Consider the following 14,112-nt stretch of genomic DNA (forward strand, 5'->3'; position numbering starts at 1 on the left):
GCGGCGCCTCGCCTCAGGGCTCGATATCCAGTTCCGGATAGCGGCGGAAGATCCCGTCCTCATTGAAGGCCAGCCGTCGCGGTGAGGCGAGATAGACGGCGATGTTGGACCGGCTCTTTACCAAAGCATGCAGCTTTACCAGCTTGGGATACCGCCCCTCGTAGTGCCGCATCGCCTTCGGGAAGGCATAACGCAGCCCTTCAATCACCTGGAACAGCGAAAGGTCGACATAGCTGACCGCGCCACCGACTGCATGGCCGCTGCCGTCAGGATTTTGAGCGAGAACGCGTTCGAAATAACCGAGAAACTTCGGGATGCGGTTGGTGACGAATTCGGCTGCGCGGGCCTTCGCTTCCTGCGTCTGGTCTTCGTAATATTTGGACGTCGCAATCGGATGGTGCGTGTCATGCACCTCGGCGATGAAATCGGTGATCGTCAGTTGCAGGCCGTTGGCGAACCAGCGTTGTGCCTCGTCCTTGGGCGCAAGGCCGAGCCTAGGGCCGAGGTAGAAGAGGATGTTCGCCACATGCGAAATGATCTGGTCGCCATCCTTAAGGAAGGGCGGGGCGAACGGAATGTGCGCTTCAAAAGTGCTTTCCATCAGCTTCATCATTTCCCCGGTGCCGCGGCCCGGTTCCCGCGTGACGTCGACATAGTCCGCACCGGCATCTTCGAGCGCCAGCCGCACGAATTCGCCACGGCCCTGGATGCCGTCCCAATAGTACAACTCATAGGTCATGGAAGCCTCGATCCGGTTCGATGTCCCGATGGATATAGGCGACGTGGCGACGAGGGCGAGCCCAACTTGAGCAGGTGCTCTGTCGAGCGAACGCTCTCTCGTGCTAAAGCGCTGGGAACACATGTCGACGCCGAGGATAGGTCTCCGTGAGCAAGCCGAACTACCGCGACGTTGCCAAGCTCGCCGGCGTCGGAACCGCGACGGTCGAGCGGGTCTTGAACGGCCGTGGTGGTGTCCGCCCGGGCCTCGTCGAAAAAGTCGTCGTCGCGGCGCGCGCGCTGAATTATCCGCGAACCCTTCCCGAGGCCCATCGCGGGCTGCTGCGCATCGACGTGCTGATGGTGCGGCCGGAGACGACCTTCTATCGCCGCCTGTCCCAGGCCTTCCAGCGGATCGCAGAGACGCTCGATCCGCTCGTCGTCGTGCATCGCAGCTTTACCGAGGAAATGAAGCCAGAGGAGATCGCCAGACGCATCCTGTCAAGCGAAGTGCCACGCGCCGGATTGATCCTTGCCGTACCCAACCATCCGCTGATCAGCGCCGCCGTCGAAGCCGTGATCGCGCGCGGCGTGCCGGTGGTCCACGTCGTTACCAGGGCCTCGCACGAACTGGGTGCGTTCGTCGGCATCGACAATCACGCGGCGGGACGAACGGCGGCGCTCTTCATCGCGCGCATGGCGCGCCGGACAGGGCCTGTCGTCGCCCTTTGCCACCCGATCTATCAGGTCCACCGCGACCGCCTCAGCGGCTTTTCGGATTATTTTGCAGCGCATCCGGGCGAGCGTCGGTTCGAGTGGCTGGGCTTTACCCGCGACGAGGAGCACTACGGCGCCGAAGCGTTGCGATGGGCGCTCGACATGTATCCTGACATGGCCGGGCTCTATAATGCCGGCGGCGCGAATGCGGCCCTGATCGACGTGCTTCGCCGGCATAAGCGCGGTAACGAGATCTTCTTCGTCGGCCACGAACTCACCGATTACACCCGCAAGGCGCTGAGCGACGGCATCATGGACGTCGTGCTCGACCAGGCGCCGGAGGCGCAGGCCCGCCGCTCGCTTGATCTGATGCTGCGCCGGATCGGGCTTTCCGAGATGGAGCCGGACACGGCGCCCATTCGCTTCATCACCATCACAGCCGAGAGCCTTTGATCTGATTTGATCAAACAAGCTTTCGCCGTTCCCACCGCCTCCTGCTAGATTTTTATCAAGAAGGAACGCGGATCCGACCGAACCGGACAGCGATCTCCTTCACCGGAATTTGGCGGAGCGCACGCGATCCGCCGGGAGGAGAGCGTCATGGATGATCTGAAATATGGAACGCGCAACAAGCGCGGTGACTGGGCGCCGAACGACCCGATCGAAACCGCGCCACTGTTTGCCTTCCCGCCAAAACTGCTGGCACTTATCAAGTGGCTGCCGCACTACTTCTTTCCGTGGAATGCGATCTTCGCGGCCTCGGCCGTTGCCTATTGGGCCTGGGTCATCCCGCCGGTCGAGGCGATGCAGAGCCTGAGCTTCGGCTGGATCGCCTGGCTTTATGCGGTCAATGCGGTCTGCGTCTTCCTGTTCTACGGCGCGTTCGAGATGCACCTCTATGTGCTGAAGCGGCAGGAAAACCGGTTCAAGTACAACGGCAAGTTCCCGGCGGAGCAGAAGAGCAAGGCGTTCTGGTTCGAGAGCCAGAACCTCGACAACATCCTGCGCACCTTCCTCTCAGGCGTCACCATCTGGACCGCCGTCGAGGTCGCCATGCTCTTTGCCTATGCCAAGGGCTACGCGCCGTGGCTCACCTTCGCGGACAATCCCTGGACGCTCGCGCTTGTCGCACTCGTCGTGCCCGTCATCCACGAGTTCCACTTCTTCTGCATCCACCGGCTCATCCACACGCCGCTGCTCTATAAGTGGGTGCATTCGGTCCACCACAATTCGGTGAACCCGTCGCCGTGGTCGTCGCTGTCGATGCATCCGGTCGAGCATCTGCTCTACTTCGGCACCGCCTTCTATCACCTCATCCTGCCGTCGAACCCGATCCTGATGCTTTATCAGCTGCACTATGCGGGCTTCGGCGCCATTCCCGGTCATGTCGGCTTCCACAAGGTCGAGGTCGGTGAAGAGACTCTCGTCGATAGCCACGCCTATGCGCATTACCTGCACCACAAGTATTTCGAGGTGAATTACGGCGACGCCCTGATCCCGCTCGATCGCTGGTTCGGCACCTGGCACGACGGCTCCAAGGAGGGCGAGGCGCGGATGCAGGAGCGCTACCGCAAGCGCAAGGAAAAACTCGCTAGCCGCAAGGCACGCAACACCATCGGGGAGGCAGCAGAATGAGCACCGTGATCACCTGGGTACCCGCCTGCAGGCTTGACGATATCGAACAGGAGGGCGCGATCCGCTTCGACCATGGTGGCCGCACCTACGCCGTCTACCGCGGCCCCGACGATAGCGTCTATTGCACCGCCGGCCTCTGCACCCACGAAGCCGTGCATCTCGCCGATGGCCTCGTCATGGACTACGAGGTCGAATGTCCCAAGCATTCCGGCGCCTTCGACTACCGCACCGGCGAAGCCATCAGGCTTCCGGCCTGCGAAAACCTGAAGACCTATCCCGCCGAAATCGTCGACGGCGAGGTGCGCGTGGCGCTCGGCTAGGGCCACCCACGCAAGCATTGATCAGGCCCATCGGGCCTCCGGAATGCGATCGGGTGATCCGGCACCCTCGGGAGGAAATCATGAAATCCATGTACCTGGCGGCAGCGCTTGCCGCCTTGATGGGAAGTGCTGCCTCGGCGGAGACGATCGGCGTCTCGATGCAGAGCTTCGACAACAACTTCCAGACGCTGCTGCGCGAGGGCATCAATGCCCGGGTCGGCGAGGTTGACGGCGCCACCGTCCAGATCGAGGATGCGCAGACCGACATCTCCAAGCAGCTCAACCAGGTGAACAACTTCATCGCCGCGGGCGTCGACGCCATCATCATGACACTGACCGATACCTCGGCCGCAGCCGGGATCAGCGAAGCCGCCGAGAAGGCGGGCATTCCGCTCGTCTATCTCAACCTCGAGCCGGAGAACCTCGGCAAGCTGCCGGCAAAACAGGCCTATGTCGGCTCGAAGGAAACGGACTCCGGTAAATTGGGCGCGGAAGCCGCCTGTTCGCTGCTGAAGGAAAAGGGCAAGGCCAGCGATGCGCAGGTCTATATCCTGATGGGCGATCTTGCCCACCAGGCCTCGCGCGATCGCACCTCGGCGTTCAAGGAAACGCTCGCTGCCGGCGACTGCAAGGGTGCCACCATCGCCGACGAGCAGTCGGCCGCCTGGACGCGCACCAATGCGATGGACCTCACCACCAACTGGATCACTGCTGGACAGCCAATCGACGTGGTCTTTGCCAACAACGACGAAATGGCGATCGGCGCCATCCAGGCGCTGAAGGCCGCTGGCGTGTCGATGGACGACGTGATCGTCGTCGGCATCGATGCGACCCAGGACGGGCTTGCCGCCATGGCCGCCGGCGACCTCGACGCAACCGTGTTCCAGAACGCCAAGGGGCAATCGGCAAGTGCCGTGGACACCGCCGTCTCACTGGTGCGTGGTCAAAGCGTCGAAAAGAACGTCTGGGTTCCCTTCGAGCTCGTCACGCCGAAGAACATGGCCGATTACGCAGCGCGCAACTGATCTTCTACAGTCCTTTAATCGCAACCGGTCAAAGGACTGCAGGGACTTAAAGTTCTACAGCGACCTTGTCTGATCAGACGTGCGGCGCTGAGGGCCGGCGCATTTCTCCTGCCTGCGCCGGCCACCTTTTTGAACGGACTGACAAATCTACATGCGGTTCTGCTGAACCGCACCGTCAACGCCTGGTCTACGGAGCAAGCCATGGATCGCATCGTCATCATCGGTGCCGGGGAATCCGGCACGCGCGCGGCCTTTGCGCTGCGTGAATCGGGCTTCGTCGGCAGCGTCACGCTCATCGGTACGGAACCGCATCTGCCCTATGAGCGCCCGCCATTGTCGAAGCCGCTCGATGGCGCGGTGCAGATGAAGCCGATCTGCGGTGCCGAAGCGCTGGAGACCGCCGGTATCGACTATATCAAGGGCGTTTCCGCGTCTCGACTGGACCGGCATGCCCGCTCCGTGACCTTGAGTGATGGGCGGACACTCGCCTATGACAAGCTGCTCCTCGCCACCGGTGCCCGGCCGAGACGGCTCACGTGCGCCGGGGCCGAGCGCACGCTCGATTTTCGCACCTACCCGGATGCGGCGGCGATCTTCTCGCGTACGGAGACCGCCAAAAGCGTTGCGATCATCGGCGGCGGGCTGATCGGCATGGAACTCGCGGCAGTGCTGCGCGGCAAGGGCATCGCTGTCAGCGTCATCGAAATGGCACCGAGGCCGCTCGGTCGCGCGGTGCCGCCACGCTTCGCCGCGAAGCTTCATGCCCGGCATCTGGACGAAGGCGTCACCTTCCATTTGGGGCGGGGGATCGCTGAAATCATCGATGATGCGGTTCTTCTTTCCGATGGCACCGCGGTGCCGGCCGATATCGCCGTCGCCGCCATCGGCGTCCAGCCGGATACAGCACTCGCGGAGGCGGCAGGGCTGGCCGTCGGCAACGGCATCCTGACCGACCTCTATCTGCAGACTAGCGACCCGAACATCTATGCATCAGGCGATTGCGCTGCGGTGGCCCAGCCCGGCGGTGGGCATATCCGCTTCGAAAGCTGGCGCAATGCGCGCGCCCAGGCGGAGGTCGCAGCCCGCAACATGGCCGGCGGCAAGGAGGCTTTTGCAGCGATCCCCTGGTTCTGGACCGATCAATACGATCTCGGCCTGCAGGTGGCGGGCCTGCCGCATGCGGACCATGAAACCGTGACGCGCCAGCTCGACGGCGGCGAACTCGAATTTTACCTCGATGGCGGGCGTCTCGTTGCGGCCGCGGGCCTCGGTCTCGGCAACGGTCTCGCCAAGGACATCAAGCTCGCGGAAATGCTGATTGCCGCCGGCGTCAGTCCCGATCCGGGAGCGCTGGCCGACGCCAGCGTGAACCTCAAGGCGCTGCTCAAAAGTGCCAGGGCCGCCTGATGCAGAAGCTGCTTGTCTTTCAGTCGCTCTGGGCGATGGAGCGCCGGCATGCGGACGGATTTGAGCGCAGTCTTGAAGAGAACATTGCAATGATCGTCGAGGCCGGGTTCGACGGTATCAGCGCGCATTACACCAATCGGCGCGATGTCGAGCACCTCAACGCCGTGATCCGTGGCACCGGCCTGAAGATCGAAGGTGTCTGTTTTCCTCGAAGCGTCGAGGATCTGCGCTTGACGCTGGAATTGGCCGAGGAATTTCCGGTCAGCCACATCGACCTGCAGGCCGACATTCGTCCGCGCCGGGTCGAAGATTGCCTGCCGCTTCTCGACGGATGGATGCGGATTGCCGAGGCGACGGGCGTGCCCGTCTATATCGAAACCCATCGCAATCGGATCACCAGCGATCTCCTCTTCACGCTCGATCTGCTCGACCGGCGCCCCGACCTGCCACTCTTGGCCGACCTTTCGCATTATCTCGTCGGTCGGGAGTTTGCCTTCCCGGTGGAAGACGAAAGCCATGACCAAATCCAACGCATCCTGCGCAACGCTAGGGCTTTCCACGGCCGCATCGGCTCCTGCCAGCAGATCCAGATCGAGCTTTCCTTTCCGCATCATCGACCCTGGATCGACCTCTTTCATCAGTGGTGGACCTACGGCTTTCGGCACTGGCGCTCCCGTGCCGCTGAAGATGCCGAGCTGGTCATGACCTGCGAACTCGGCCCGAGGCCCTACGCCATTACCGACAGGAACGGCAACGATACGACCGACCGCTGGGCCGAAGCGTTTTTGCTCCGCGATATGGTCCGCGAGATCTGGGCGGATTGCGCCACTTCCTCGACGCGTGAAGCACGGGAATTGCGGACGCCCGAACGCGTCATTTAACGAAGGACGGCCGGAACGGCAGATTGTGCTCGAGGCCGAGCCAGGGTGGGTTTTCCGCATACATCTCCACGATCAGCGCCTTGATCAGCTCGATGTAGCGCGAATTGTCGCCGACCCGGTGGTTGAGGATGACGGGCGAGGTCGCCCGCTCGCCCTCGATCATGCGATAGTGCAGGTCTGAGCGGACCTGACGCGCCGAGGACGGGACGATGCAAAGTCCGGCATCCGAGGCGACGAGGCCAAGTGCACTCTGGATTTCGCGCACTTCATGTACCTCTGCAGGGCGCACATCCTCAGCGTGAAGCAGGCTCAAAACGTGATCGGCATAGCTCGGGCGCGGTTCCTTCGGGTAGACGATCAGCTTTTGCCCGGCAATCGCGCTTAACGGCAGGGGAGACGTGTCATCGGCAAACGGCGTGCCCTGCGGTATCGCCAGGGCAAGGCGCTCTTCCCGCATGAGGATGCCGGCGACGTTGGGATCGTTGTGATGCAGCCGGCCGAAGCCGACATCGATCCGGCCCTCCTTCAGCGCCGAGATCTGCTGTACCGACACCATCTCCAGCAAGCGGATGTCGAGTTCCGGCGCGTTCTGCCTGAGCTTGCGCACCAGCGTCGGCAGCCCGCCATAGAGCGTGGACGCGACAAAGCCGATCGACAGCACCCGGTTCTGGTTGAGGCCGACACGGCGCGTCGCTTCCACCATCTGTTCCACCCGGCCGAGCACCTGTAGCGACTGTTCGTAGAACAATCGGCCTGCCTCCGTCAGCCGCACCGGCCGGCTCTTGCGGATGATCAGCGGCACGCCCAACTCTTCCTCAAGAAGCTGGATCTGCCGGCTGAGCGGCGGCTGGGCGATGTGCAGCTGCTCGGCGGCGCGGGTGAAATTGCGCTCGCGGGCGACGGCGACGAAGTAGCGAAGCTGGCGCAGATCCAATGTTACGGCCCCTATTGTCCTACCATTTGCGGTATGTTGCAGTGCGGCAAGCGCATGAATGCGCGTAATCTTTGTCATACTATACCGTGAAGGTATCGTAGATAACCTATTTGGTGTTGGACGTCACCCGGTGCGTGAGCGCACTGTCCACGCCATGAACACGACCCTTGCACCCATCGCTCCGACCGCAGCCTTTTCTCCCGTCGTCGAACGGGTCGAAACTGTTCTGGTCGATCTGCCGACGATCCGGCCGCATAAGCTCTCGGTCGCGACCATGACCGGCCAGACGTTGATGCTGGTGAAGGTGCATTGCAGCGACGGCACGGTCGGCATCGGCGAGGGCACGACCATCGGCGGTCTCGCCTATGGCGGCGAGAGCCCGGAATCGATGAAGCTTGCGATCGATACCTATTTCGCACCGCTCATGGTCGGCGAGGACGCGACACGTGTTCGCGCCCTGATGGCCCGCATCGGCAAGGCGGTGAAGGAAAATCGCTTCGCCAAGAGTGCTGTGGAAACGGCGTTGCTTGACGCCCACGGAAAGCGCCTAAGTCTGCCGATCAGCGAACTGCTCGGCGGGGCACTGCGCAAGCGCCTGCCGGTCGCCTGGACGCTGGCGTCGGGCGACACGGCCAAGGATATCGCCGAAGCCGAGAAGATGCTCGACCTTCGCCGCCATCGGATCTTCAAGCTGAAGATCGGTGCGAAGCCGCTGAAGGACGATATCGCTCATGTGGCGGCGATCAAGCGGGCGCTCGGCGAGCGCGGCGCGGTGCGCGTCGACGTCAACATGGCCTGGAGTGAGTTTGAGGCAGCCTATGGCATGGCGGCACTTGCGGACGCCGGTTGCGAACTGGTCGAACAGCCGGTCGCCTCGACCGCAGCACTCGGCCGCCTGGTCCGTCGCTTCCCGGTGGCGCTGATGGCGGACGAGTCCCTCACGGGACCGGAAAGCGCCTTCGAGATTGCCAAGACCAAGGGTGCCGACGTCTTCGCGATCAAGATCGAGCAGAGCGGCGGCCTCTTCAATGCGCAGCGCGTGGCTGCCATCGCCGATGCCGCCGGCATCGAACTTTATGGCGGCACGATGCTGGAAGGCGGCGTTGGCACGGTCGCGTCAGCCCATGTGTTTTCGACGTTCGCCAACCTGCAATGGGGCACGGAACTCTTTGGCCCGCTGCTTCTGACCGAGGAAATCCTGGCGACGCCGCTCGACTACAGCGACTTCGAACTGACGGTGCCGGACGGGCCGGGGCTCGGGATCGAACTCGACGAAGACCGGCTGAAATTCTTTGCGCGCGACGGGCTGCGCAAGACGATCAGCGTTGCAAAGTGAGGATCAAGCCATGCTGTTTCACGTCAGAATGGACGTTCATATCCCTCACGATCTGCCGCCCGAGCAGGCGGCGGAGATCCTCGCCCGGGAAAAGGCCTATTCGCAACAGCTGCAGCAGAGCGGCAAGTGGCGGCACATCTGGCGGATCGCCGGGCAGTACGCGAACTACAGCGTCTTCGACGTGAAGGACAATGCCGAGCTGCACGAGATCCTCTCGGGCCTGCCGCTCGTCAAGTTCATGCAGATCGAGGTCACGCCGCTGCTTCGGCACCCATCCTCGATCCGCGAGGACGATAGCTGAGAATTTGTGCGTGCCGCGGCCAGGAGGTTGGCAAGCGGCTCGAGCTTCAAGACAATCCAAGTGGAGGAATTGAAATGAGCGTGAAGATTTTCGACAAGCCGGAGACTCAAACTTTCCTGAAGGTCTTGAGTGGCCTCGACAAGGACGGCGGCAACCCGCGCGTCAAACAGATCGTGCACCGGCTGATGTCCGACCTGTTCAAGGCGATCGACGATCTCGACATCACCCCGGACGAATACTGGACCGGCATTGCCTGGCTGAACGAGATCGGCGCTGCCGGCCAGGCCGGCCTGATCTCGCCCGGCCTCGGCCTCGATCACTTCCTCGACGAGCGTCTCGACGCGATCGACGAAGCGCTCGGCATCCAGAACCAGACGCCGCGCACCATCGAAGGCCCGCTCTACGTCGCCGGTGCGCCGGCTTCGGAAGGCTTCGCTCGCCTCGACGACGGTCGCGACACCAATGGCCAGACGCTGATCATGCACGGCACCGTCTATGATGCCGCCGGCCAGCCGCTGAAGGGCGCGACCGTCGAAGTCTGGCACTGCGATACCCGCGGTTTCTATTCGCATTTCGATCCGACCGGCCTGCAGGCGCCGTTCAACATGCGCCGCACGATCGTCACCGACGCCAAGGGCTGTTACAAGTTCCAGAGCATCGTGCCGCACGGCTACGGCGTGCCTCCGGGAAGCCCGACCGAGCAACTGTTGTCCGCCCTTGGTCGCCATGGCCAGCGCCCGGCCCATATCCATTTCTTCATCAGCGCCGATGGCCACCGCAAGCTGACGACCCAGATCAACATCGCCGGCGACCCGCTGGTCAACGACGATTTCGCCTATGCGACCCGTGACGGCCTGGTGCCCGATGTCACCGAGCGCACCGACGAGGCGAGCATCAAGGCCAACAATCTCTCCGGCCCCTTCGCCGAGATTGCGTTCGACATCCATCTCACCTCGCTGGTGAACGGCGTCGATAACCAGGTCAACGAACAGCGCAAGCGCGCCGCCGCCTGATCACCTCTGCGGCGGCCGACCAAGCCGCCGCCCCCTGACATCAGACATTGTTGCAATCGCTAGAGCCGAGCACGGATCAGCCGTTTGCGGGAGAAGAACCATGTCCGCCGTTATCGACAAAGCCCAAGCCCTCGACGACCTGCTCGCGACAGCGGTCGAGGACGATCATGAGGCCGGCACCTTCCGTTGCCGTCGCGACATCTTCACCAACGAAGACCTCTTCGAACTGGAGATGAAGCACATCTTCGAAAGCAACTGGGTCTATCTCGCCCATGAGAGCCAGATCCCCGAGAACAACGACTATTACACCACCACCATCGGCCGGCAGCCGGTTGTCGTCACCCGCGACAAGACGGGCGAACTGCACGCCGTCATCAATGCCTGCGCCCATCGCGGCGCCATGCTCTGCCGCCGCAAGCACGGCAACAAGGGCAGCTTCACCTGTCCTTTCCATGGCTGGACCTTCTCCAACACCGGCAAGCTCTTGAAGGTGAAGGACGAGAAGACGACGCAGTATCCGCCGCAGTTTGCCAAAGACGGTTCGCACGACCTGAAGCGCGTTGCCCGTTTCGAGAGCTATCGCGGTTTCCTCTTCGGCAGCCTCAATCCGGACGTTTCCTCGCTCGAGGACTATCTCGGCGAAACGAAAGTCATCATCGACCAGATCGTCGACCAGGCGCCGGGTGGTCTCGAAGTGCTACGCGGCAACTCTTCCTACATCTACGACGGGAACTGGAAGCTGCAGATGGAGAACGGCTGCGACGGCTATCACGTCAGCTCCGTTCACTGGAACTATGCCGCCACCATGGGCCGGCGCAACGAGGAAGGCACCAAGGCGGTCGACGCCTCGAGCTGGAGCCGCTCGATTGCCGGCGTCTACGGCTTCGACAACGGCCACATCCTGCTGTGGACCAACACCATGAACCCGGAGGTCCGGCCGATCTACAGCCACCGCGAGGAGATCAAGTCTCGCGTCGGCGAGGTCCAGGCGGATTTCATCGTCAACCAGACCCGCAATCTCTGCCTCTATCCGAACGTCTTCCTGATGGACCAGTTCAGCACGCAGATCCGTGTCACCCGCCCGATCAGTGTCGACAAGACCGAGATCAGCATCTTCTGCTTTGCACCCAAGGGCGAGAGCGCCGAAGACCGGGCGCTGCGCATCCGCCAGTACGAGGACTTCTTCAACGTGTCCGGCATGGGCACGGCGGACGATCTGGAGGAGTTCCGCGCCTGCCAGCAGGGTTACGCCGGCATCACCGCGCTCTGGAACGATCTGTCGCGCGGCGCACCGCTCTGGATCGACGGACCGGACGAAAATGCCAAACGCATGGGCATCGAACCCTTGCTCTCCGGCGAGCGCAGCGAAGACGAGGGCCTCTTCGTCCGCCAGCACGAATATTGGGCGAAGGTGATGCGCGAAGCGCTTGCCTTAGAGAGACAAGGAGCGGTCGCATGACGATCTCCTATGACACCGCCTGCGCTTTCCTCTACCGCGAAGCGCGCCTGCTCGACGATCGCCAATGGGACGAATGGCTGACCTGTTATGCGCCCGATGTCAGCTACTGGATGCCGGCCTGGGACGACGACGATCAGCTGACCGAAGACCCACAGTCGCAGATCTCGCTGATCTACTATCCGAGCCGCGATGGCCTGGAAGATCGTGTCTTCCGTATCAAGACCGAGCGTTCGGGGGCGTCCACGCCGGAGCCGCGCACGAGCCACAACGTCAACAATGTCGAGCTCGTGGCCGATCGCGGCGAGGAAGCGGACTTCCGCTACAACTTCCACACGCTCAACCACCGCTACAAGGTCACCGACCACTTCTTCGGCACCATGTTCGTCACGCTGCGCAAGAGTGCCGATGGGCTGCTGATTTCGCAAAAGAAGATCGTGCTGAAGAACGACTACATCCGCCAGGTCATCGACGTCTACCACATCTGACGGCCGTCGCCTGACAAGACAGGAATGGGAGGAGCAACCATGGCCAGCTACAGGATCGCTTTGAATTTCGAGGACGGCGTCACCCGCTTCGTCGAATGCAGGGACGATGAGAAGGTGCTCGACGCCGCCTTCCGCAACAAGATCAACCTGCCGATGGACTGTTCGGACGGGGTTTGCGGCACCTGCAAGTGCCGCGCCGAAAGCGGCGCCTACGACCTCGGCGACGACTTCATCGACGATGCGCTGACAGCGGACGAGGCGGCAAGCGGACTGGTGCTGACCTGCCAGATGAAGCCGTCGAGCGACTGCGTCATCGCGGTGCCGACGACGTCTGCCGCCTGCAAGACCGGACAGCAGAAATTCTCGGCAACCGTGGCGCGGGTCATTCCGCACAACGATGCAGCGATCGTGCTGGAACTGGACGCGGACGCAGCCCCCGCCTTCCTGCCCGGTCAATATGTCAACATCGACGTGCCCGGCAGCGGCCAGAGCCGCTCCTATTCCTTCAGTTCAGCGCCCGGCGAAACCCGTCTCGGTTTCCTGATCAAGAAGATCCCGGGCGGTCTCATGAGCACATGGCTGGAGCGCGCCGAAGTCGGCACGAAACTGGAACTGACCGGACCGCTCGGAAGCTTCTACCTGCGGGAGGCACAGCGTCCGCTGCTGTTCCTGGCAGGCGGAACCGGGCTCGCACCGTTCCTGTCGATGCTCGAGGTGCTCGCCCAGACGAGCCGTGAGCAAACCGTTCACCTGATCTACGGCGTCACCCGCGATCTCGATCTGGTGCTGGTCGACCATATCGAGGCCTATGCGCAGCGGCTTCCCAACTTCACCTTCTCAACGGTTGTCGCGGACGCGGCCTCCAGCCATCCGCGCAAGGGCTGGGTCACCCAGCATATGCCGCAGGAACTGCTGAACGGCGGTGATGTCGATGTCTATCTCTGCGGCCCACCGCCAATGGTGGACGCCGTGCGCAAGCACCTCGACGACACCGGCGTGAGGCCCAACAGCTTCCACTATGAGAAGTTCACGCCCAACGCGGTGGCGAAGGAGGCAGCATGACCTCCGCTCGTTTCGAAGGACGGTTTGCCGGCAAAGTTCTTGTCGTCACCGGTGCCGCGCAAGGGATCGGTCGTGCCGTGGCGCTGCGCGCCGTGGCTGAAGGGGGCAAGGTCCTCTTTGTCGATCGCGCCGAGTTCGTCGCTGAGGTGGCGGCCGAGGCGGGCAGCGAGCGGGCGACGGCTTTCGTGACTGATCTCGAAACCCATGAGGGGGCAGCCGCAGCGATGGGCTTTGCGGTGGAAAAATTCGGCGGCATCGATATCCTGATCAACAATGTCGGCGGCGCGATCCGCATGCGTCCCTTCTCGGAGTTCGAACCGGCGCAGATCGATGCGGAAATCCGCCGCTCGCTGATGCCGACGCTCTACTGCTGCCATGCTGTGTTGCCGCATCTTTTCGCCCGAGGCGGCGGTACCATCGTCAACGTCTCCTCGAACGCCACGCGCGGCATTCACCGCGTGCCCTATTCGGCGGCGAAGGGCGGCGTCAACGCCATCACCCAGGCGCTGGCGATGGAGCTTGCCGAGCGCAACATCCGCGTCGTCGCGACCGCGCCGGGTGGCACTGAAGCGCCGCCGCGGCGCATTCCGCGCAACGCCGAAGGCGACAATGACGCCGAGAAGGGCTGGATGGGCGAGGTCGTCGCCCAGGTGAAGCAGTCGAGCTTTATGAAGCGCTACGGCAGCATCGACGAGCAGGCGGCCCCTATCCTTTTTCTGGCGTCCGACGAGGCCTCCTACATCACCGGCAGCGTGCTGCCGGTCGCCGGCGGCGATCTCGGCTGACGGACCATCATTTTAACGCGCTAACACCTGGGGAG

General features: G+C 62.8%; 15 protein-coding genes. 13 read left to right on the forward strand and 2 right to left on the reverse strand.

Annotated features, from left to right (window positions below; genetic code table 11):
* Positions 1-13: 13 nt before the first annotated feature.
* On the reverse strand, positions 14-739 hold the full coding sequence (locus M2267_RS16400; protein ID WP_429115509.1) for a glutathione S-transferase: 726 nt from the start codon (positions 737-739) through the stop codon (positions 14-16).
* Between the two features lie 146 nt (positions 740-885).
* Between M2267_RS16400 and M2267_RS16405 the strand changes: the two genes are divergently transcribed.
* The 6 genes from M2267_RS16405 to M2267_RS16430 all read left to right on the forward strand — a co-directional run bounded on the left by M2267_RS16405 (position 886) and on the right by M2267_RS16430 (position 6,702).
* Positions 886-1,887, forward strand: coding sequence for a LacI family DNA-binding transcriptional regulator (locus tag M2267_RS16405; RefSeq protein ID WP_429115511.1), 1,002 nt, complete (start codon positions 886-888; stop codon positions 1,885-1,887).
* A gap of 147 nt (positions 1,888-2,034) precedes the next feature.
* Complete coding sequence (locus M2267_RS16410; RefSeq protein WP_429115513.1) at positions 2,035-3,069, forward strand: sterol desaturase family protein; 1,035 nt, start codon at positions 2,035-2,037, stop codon at positions 3,067-3,069.
* A gap of 8 nt (positions 3,070-3,077) precedes the next feature.
* Entirely contained in the window at positions 3,078-3,389 is a 312-nt protein-coding gene (locus tag M2267_RS16415) for a MocE family 2Fe-2S type ferredoxin (RefSeq protein ID WP_429115901.1), read from the forward strand.
* 80 nt (positions 3,390-3,469) lie between these two features.
* On the forward strand, positions 3,470-4,414 hold the full coding sequence (locus M2267_RS16420; RefSeq protein ID WP_429115515.1) for a substrate-binding domain-containing protein: 945 nt from the start codon (positions 3,470-3,472) through the stop codon (positions 4,412-4,414).
* A gap of 201 nt (positions 4,415-4,615) precedes the next feature.
* Positions 4,616-5,821 (forward strand): NAD(P)/FAD-dependent oxidoreductase, encoded by a 1,206-nt coding sequence (locus tag M2267_RS16425; protein WP_429115516.1) that lies wholly within the window; start codon positions 4,616-4,618, stop codon positions 5,819-5,821.
* The gene (locus tag M2267_RS16430) at positions 5,821-6,702 is read left to right on the forward strand and encodes a sugar phosphate isomerase/epimerase (RefSeq protein ID WP_429115518.1); all 882 of its coding nucleotides are present in this window, start codon (positions 5,821-5,823) and stop codon (positions 6,700-6,702) included. Before M2267_RS16425 ends, M2267_RS16430 begins: the two co-directional genes overlap by 1 nt.
* On the opposite strand, the gene M2267_RS16435 is transcribed toward M2267_RS16430, so the two are convergent.
* Complete coding sequence (locus M2267_RS16435; RefSeq protein ID WP_429115520.1) at positions 6,695-7,636, reverse strand: LysR family transcriptional regulator; 942 nt, start codon at positions 7,634-7,636, stop codon at positions 6,695-6,697. The two genes, M2267_RS16430 and M2267_RS16435, sit on opposite strands and share 8 nt — an antisense overlap.
* 154 nt (positions 7,637-7,790) lie before the next feature.
* Between M2267_RS16435 and M2267_RS16440 the strand changes: the two genes are divergently transcribed.
* The 7 genes from M2267_RS16440 (at position 7,791) to benD (ending at position 14,077) form a co-directional block, all read left to right on the forward strand.
* Positions 7,791-8,972, forward strand: a complete 1,182-nt coding sequence (locus M2267_RS16440; RefSeq protein WP_429115903.1) for a muconate/chloromuconate family cycloisomerase — start codon at positions 7,791-7,793, stop codon at positions 8,970-8,972.
* Positions 8,973-8,982: 10 nt separating this feature from the next.
* Positions 8,983-9,273 carry a muconolactone Delta-isomerase gene (gene catC, locus M2267_RS16445; protein ID WP_429115522.1) on the forward strand — a complete coding sequence of 97 codons (291 nt, stop codon included), beginning with the start codon at positions 8,983-8,985 and terminating at the stop codon, positions 9,271-9,273.
* 74 nt (positions 9,274-9,347) lie between these two features.
* Positions 9,348-10,286 (forward strand): catechol 1,2-dioxygenase, encoded by a 939-nt coding sequence (catA, locus tag M2267_RS16450; RefSeq protein WP_429115524.1) that lies wholly within the window; start codon positions 9,348-9,350, stop codon positions 10,284-10,286.
* Between the two features lie 100 nt (positions 10,287-10,386).
* A complete protein-coding gene (locus tag M2267_RS16455; RefSeq protein WP_429115525.1) occupies positions 10,387-11,745 on the forward strand; it encodes a Rieske 2Fe-2S domain-containing protein in 1,359 nt (452 codons plus the stop codon).
* Complete coding sequence (benB, locus tag M2267_RS16460; RefSeq protein WP_429115527.1) at positions 11,742-12,230, forward strand: benzoate 1,2-dioxygenase small subunit; 489 nt, start codon at positions 11,742-11,744, stop codon at positions 12,228-12,230. Before M2267_RS16455 ends, benB begins: the two co-directional genes overlap by 4 nt.
* 39 nt (positions 12,231-12,269) lie before the next feature.
* Complete coding sequence (benC, locus tag M2267_RS16465; RefSeq protein ID WP_429115529.1) at positions 12,270-13,292, forward strand: benzoate 1,2-dioxygenase electron transfer component BenC; 1,023 nt, start codon at positions 12,270-12,272, stop codon at positions 13,290-13,292.
* Positions 13,289-14,077, forward strand: coding sequence for a benzoate diol dehydrogenase BenD (gene benD, locus M2267_RS16470; RefSeq protein WP_429115531.1), 789 nt, complete (start codon positions 13,289-13,291; stop codon positions 14,075-14,077). The genes benC and benD overlap by 4 nt, the downstream gene beginning before the upstream one ends.
* The last annotated feature ends 35 nt before the right edge of the window (positions 14,078-14,112 follow it).

Source organism: Ensifer sp. KUDG1, from assembly GCF_050434285.1.
GTDB lineage: Bacteria > Pseudomonadota > Alphaproteobacteria > Rhizobiales > Rhizobiaceae > Ensifer.